This is a genomic window from Citreimonas sp. (genome assembly GCF_042096055.1).
In the GTDB taxonomy this organism is placed as follows: domain Bacteria; phylum Pseudomonadota; class Alphaproteobacteria; order Rhodobacterales; family Rhodobacteraceae; genus Citreimonas.
The window spans coordinates 3442-6525 of sequence record NZ_JBELMH010000028.1 but is presented as its reverse complement, the minus strand read 5'-3'; the positions used below and the strand labels follow the sequence as shown (position 1 = coordinate 6525).

Below are 3084 nucleotides of genomic sequence, written 5' to 3'. Positions count from 1 at the left end.
ATCGACAACAAGGACGCCGAGCTGCGCCCGCTCATCACCGCGCGGTTCCTCAAGGCGCTCGAGGCCGCGGATCGTATCGGCGCGCGGCAGATGGTACTGCACTCGCCCTACACGCCCTGGTATCGCAACAACCTTCTGGCCAGCCCCGGTTACGCCGAGGACAAGCTGGCCCGCATCCAGGAGATCCTGCTGCCCGTGGTCCGGGCCGCCGAGACGCTGGGCGTCACGCTGGTGATCGAGAACATCCAGGACGTCGATCCCGCGACGCGGCGGGGGATGGTCGACAGCTTCGGCTCGGACGCCATCGCGCTGTCCATAGACACCGGACACGCGCACCTTGCCCGCCGAATGTCCGGCGCGCCGCCGGTGGACTACTTCGTCCGCGACGCGGGCGACCGCCTCGCCCACGTGCATCTGCAGGACGTGGACGGCCACGCCGACCGGCACTGGCCGCCCGGCGAGGGCGAGATCGAGTGGCCGGCGGTCTTCCGGGCCCTCGCCGACAGCACAGCGCACCCGCACCTCGTCCTGGAACTGCGGGACGATGCGGCAATACCGTCGGCCTTCGACCACCTGAAGGGGCTGGGTCTGGCCTGCTGACGTTTCGGTTTCAGGCCGTGGGCGGGGTCACGCCTGCAGCCGCGCGGCGAGCGCCTGCGCCGTCGTCGCAAGGAACTGGCCGGTTCGCGCGCCGTCCATCGGGCGCGACAGCCCGAACCCCTGCAGGAAATCGCATCCCATCGCCTGCAGGATTTCGGTATGCGCAGGGGTCTCCACGCCTTCCGCGACGACCCGGATGCCCAGCATGTGGCCGATGCCGACGATGTTCTTGACCAGTTCGCGCTGACGCTCGGACGCGGCGATCGGCCCGACGAGCGTGTGATCGATCTTCAGCCGCTTGGGCGAGACCGCAAGCAGGCTGGCGATCGAGGCATGGCCGCTTCCGAAATCGTCGATCTCGATATGGATGCCCAGGTCCCTGACCGCGCGAAGGTTGCGCTCGACCACGTCGTTCTTCGTGTCGAGGAACGCCGATTCCAGGAGTTCGAAGGACAGCATCCCGGCCGGAATGTCGAAGGCCCGCAGCTGATCGGCGAAGTTGGGATCGTTCAGCCGGCTGGCCGAGACGTTGACCGAAATCGGCGGAACGTCGATCCCGGCGCCCCGCCATTGATCGATGTCGTGCAGCACGCGCCGAAGCACGAGATCGTCGACTTCCGACAGGATGCCCATGTCCTCGGCGACGCCCAGGAATTCGTCCGGCATGATCAGCCCGAACGCCTCCCGCTCCCACCGCACCAGCGCCTCGAGCCCCGACAGCTCGAGCGTCATCGCGTCGAACTGCGGCTGGTAATGGCACGTGATCTCGCCCTTCTCGAACCCGGCCGAAAGCGCGTCGAACGTCTTCTTCCTGCGGCGCGCCTCTTCCTTCATCGACGGCGAATAGAAGCGGTACCGCCCGCGCCCGGCCTTCTTCGCCTCGTAGAGCGCGAGGTCCGCATTGATGAAGAGACTGCCGTTCTCGGCGTCGCGGTCGCGGCAGGTCGCGATGCCGATGCTGGTGCCGATCGCGCATTTCTGTGCGCCGTAGTAGAAGGGCTGCGCCATCTCCCGGATGATCGCCTCGGCCGTGTCCTGCAACGCCTGCTCGTCCAGGGCCTCGAACATCAGGGCCACGAATTCGTCCCCGCCGACGCGAGAGACGAGCGCGTCGCCAGTTATGTGGCGCTGCAGGACATCGGCGGCATGTTGCAGCGTCGCGTCGCCGGCATCGTGCCCCAGCGTGTCGTTGATCTGCTTGAAGTGGTCGATGTCGAAATGCATGATCGACACGCCGCTGCGGCTGCTCGCGATGTGCTCGGAAAAGACCTCGTCCAGCTTCCGGCGGTTGGCCAGCCGCGTCAGCGCGTCGTGGCGGCTTTCGTATTCCAGAAGCGCCCGCGCCTTTTCCAGCTCTTCCGCCTGCAGCTTGTCGCGCGAGATGTCGAAGTTCACGCCGTAATAGCGCGGCCCTGTTTCGGAGTTGTCCACGAACTTCGCGAGGGCCCGGATGTGCACGGTCTCGCCGTCCGCGTTCAGGATCCGGTAGTCCCGTTCGACGTCCAGCCGCTTTCCGACGCGATCGGCGAGGTACGGGTAGACCTCGTCGCGATCGTCCGGGTGGACGAATTGCAGCCAGTCCCCGCCGGGGCGCAAGTTCCTGCCGTCCCTGAGGCCCAGGATCTGCAGAAGGCGATCGTCCCAGTAGGCCTCGCCGGTGTCGAGGTTCAGCTCCCACCGCCCCATCCGTGCCGCTTCCATCGCAACGGCCAGGCGCTGCGTCATCCGCTGGCTTTCCAGCTCGACCGTCTTGATGTCGGTGATGTCGGTGTCCGTCCCGACGATCCGCGCCGGCAGACCGGCCGCATCGCGGCGCACCACGCGCCCGCGGCTCAGGAACCAGACCCAGTGGCCGTCCTTGTGGCGCTGGCGGAACTTGTAGTTGATGACGTCCGTCTTGCCGGCATCGATCCGACGCCATTCCTGGGTCACGTGTGCGACGTCGTTCTCGTGGATGGTGGTGAACCACGTCTCTGTGGTGAGCGGGATCTCGTCGTCGATCGAGAGGCCCCGCAGGGTGCGCCAGGTCTCTGAGAGATAATGCTGGTTGCGCTCGAAATCGTGGTCCCAAACGGCCTGATTGGCGCTCAGGACGGCCGTCATCCACCGGCTTTCGGTCTCCGTCCCGCTGATGCTGTCACCAATCATAAACGATGTCCCGTCAAGGGCGGTGGGCAATGGATGGCGCCATGAAAGGCCAGTCGACGCCTCGGCAGATTTGACCGCGAGCAACCCAACTCACGCCGCCATCCGCTTTACATCAGGCTTCCCGAATTCGTGGCAAAATACGAAACGCACGTTAACCGTTTGTTACCATTCCCGATCGGACATGGATATGCGCTTGATGCGGTGTCGACGCATCCGGCCGCGCCAATGGCGACGGGCCTGAAAGCGTTGGATCGCGGACGTGAAATGGGACGGCTTTGGGCCGTGATCGTCAGGCGGCGCCCGAACGCCGTGTCGGAGACTTACTTCAGATCACGG

Annotated in this window: 3 protein-coding genes; 2 read left to right on the top strand and 1 reads right to left on the bottom strand. The window is 65.7% G+C overall.

Annotation, left to right across the window (positions count from 1 at the left end; translation table 11 throughout):
* Positions 1-600: sugar phosphate isomerase/epimerase family protein (locus ACFDTC_RS08300; protein WP_375258411.1), on the top strand; the 600-nt coding region annotated here is incomplete at its 5' end.
* Positions 601-627: 27 nt separating this feature from the next.
* Here ACFDTC_RS08300 and ACFDTC_RS08295 read toward each other — a convergent pair.
* Positions 628-2748 carry a putative bifunctional diguanylate cyclase/phosphodiesterase gene (locus tag ACFDTC_RS08295; protein WP_375258410.1) on the bottom strand — a complete coding sequence of 707 codons (2121 nt, stop codon included), beginning with the start codon at positions 2746-2748 and terminating at the stop codon, positions 628-630.
* 129 nt (positions 2749-2877) lie between these two features.
* On the opposite strand from ACFDTC_RS08295, the gene ACFDTC_RS08290 reads away from it, so the two are divergent.
* A partial coding sequence (locus tag ACFDTC_RS08290; protein ID WP_375258409.1) for a hypothetical protein occupies positions 2878-3084 on the top strand: 207 nt, incomplete at its 3' end.

Bases quoted from the DNA above. Each gene is read 5' to 3' on its own strand.
- ACFDTC_RS08295 (WP_375258410.1), bottom strand. From the start codon at position 2,748: ATGATTGGTGACAGCATCAGCGGGACGGAGACCGAAAGCCGGTGGATG.